This window comes from Actinosynnema sp. NPDC023658, from assembly GCF_040639995.1.
Taxonomy (GTDB): Bacteria; Actinomycetota; Actinomycetes; order Mycobacteriales; family Pseudonocardiaceae; genus Actinosynnema.
Map to the genome: position 1 here is coordinate 1 of NZ_JBFAAX010001190.1, position 1,570 is coordinate 1,570.

The window sequence follows — 1,570 nt, forward strand, 5'->3', positions numbered from 1 at the left end:
CAGCGCACCCGAGTTCAACGCTGAGGGTTGAACTCACGGCGTCTGGACGTAGGACTCTCGCGCTGTGAACGTAGGACTCTCGCGGTCAGGGGGTGGGCACGCGTGGTGGGTCAGGGGGTGCCGGCGGGGACGACGAGCGACTGGCCGGGGACGACGTCGGAGCCCGGCAGCGAGTTCAGCTCCCGGATGCGCGTCACGACGGCGTCCTGGTCGGCGTTCGGGGCACTGCGCTCCGCCACGTCCCACAGCGTCTCGCCCACCTGGACGTGGACGACGTTGGTCCGTTCGGGGACGGTCGTGGCGCCGGAGGAGTAGAGGAACAGCAGGCTCAGCAGGGCGGTGAACACGGCCGCCGCCGCCGCGTAGCCGACGAACTGGGCGACCGGGTGGCGCTGCGGCCGGACCTCGCAGGCGGCCGGGTCCGGCGCGACCTGGCGGACGGACACCGGGCGCGGGCGGGTCGACGGTCGGCGGTGGTCCTTGTCCGGCACGTCGAACCGGCGGAGCACCCGCGGTCCGGGTCGCAATCCGGCGCCGAGGGCGACATCCTCGACACCGGCGCCGTCGACCAGTTCGAAGCTGTTCCGGGTGCCAATGACCACCGCCATGATGTCCTCCAACGCAGGTCATCCGATCATGATCGAACCTGTGTTCGATCGAACGTCCGTGCGAATGTCTACCACTTCACCGGGCTGAATCGCTACGACACGCCGACGTTTACTTCGAACAGGTGTTTGATCTGGACACGGAACGCGACTACCGTCCACAAGTGAAGATCGTCGGAGAGCCGGCCTGGGCAATCGGGACCGGTGAGGAGGAAGCACCGTGGCACGCAAGACCAGCGAAGACCTGCGCACCGCAGATGTGCCCTCCGCCCCCGAACCGGCGGACATCGCGGGCAACGCCGGGCTCACCCTGCGCCAGCGCAAGGTGCTCGACGTGATCCGCGACTGGCTGGACCGGTTCGGCTACCCGCCCAGCGTGCGTGAGATCGGGGAGGCGGTCGGCCTGACCTCCACCTCCTCGGTCGCCCACCAGCTGCGCGCGCTGGAGCGGAAGGGGTACCTGCGCCGCGACCCGAACCGGCCGCGCGCGGTGGGCGTGCTGCCCGCCGAGATCGTGACCGGCCTCGACCCGGCGTCCAAGCCGACGCCCGCGTACGTGCCCATGCTGGGCCGCATCGCGGCCGGTGGGCCGATCCTGGCCGAGGAGGCGATCGAGGACGTGTTCCCGCTGCCGCGCGAGATCGTCGGCGAGGGCGACGTGTTCCTGCTGAAGGTCGTGGGTGACTCGATGGTGGACGCCGCGATCACCGACGGCGACTGGGTGGTCGTCCGCCAGCAGCCGACGGCGGACAACGGCGAGGTGGTCGCCGCGATGATCGACGGCGAGGCCACGGTCAAGTCGTTCAAGCGCAAGGAGGACGGGCACGTGTGGCTGATGCCGCACAACGAGGCCTACCAGCCCATCCCCGGCGACGACGCGTCGATCCTGGGCAAGGTCGTGGCCGTCCTGCGCAGGCTCTGATCACGACGGCTCCCTGAGCGGCCCGTGCCCCCGTGGCGCGGGC

General features: G+C 70.4%; 2 protein-coding genes. One reads left to right on the top strand and one right to left on the bottom strand.

Annotated features, from left to right (window positions below; genetic code table 11):
* Window positions 1-110: 110 nt before the first annotated feature.
* The gene (locus tag AB0G02_RS39420) at window positions 111-608 is read right to left on the bottom strand and encodes a LysM peptidoglycan-binding domain-containing protein (protein ID WP_360805391.1); all 498 of its coding nucleotides are present in this window, start codon (window positions 606-608) and stop codon (window positions 111-113) included.
* Window positions 609-825: 217 nt separating this feature from the next.
* On the opposite strand from AB0G02_RS39420, the gene lexA reads away from it, so the two are divergent.
* Window positions 826-1,527 carry a transcriptional repressor LexA gene (gene lexA / locus AB0G02_RS39425; protein WP_360805394.1) on the top strand — a complete coding sequence of 234 codons (702 nt, stop codon included), beginning with the start codon at window positions 826-828 and terminating at the stop codon, window positions 1,525-1,527.
* Window positions 1,528-1,570 lie beyond the last annotated feature (43 nt).

Coding starts and splice junctions, on each gene's coding strand:
- AB0G02_RS39420 (WP_360805391.1), bottom strand. CDS start 608: ATGGCGGTGGTCATTGGCACCCGGAACAGCTTCGAACTGGTCGACGGC.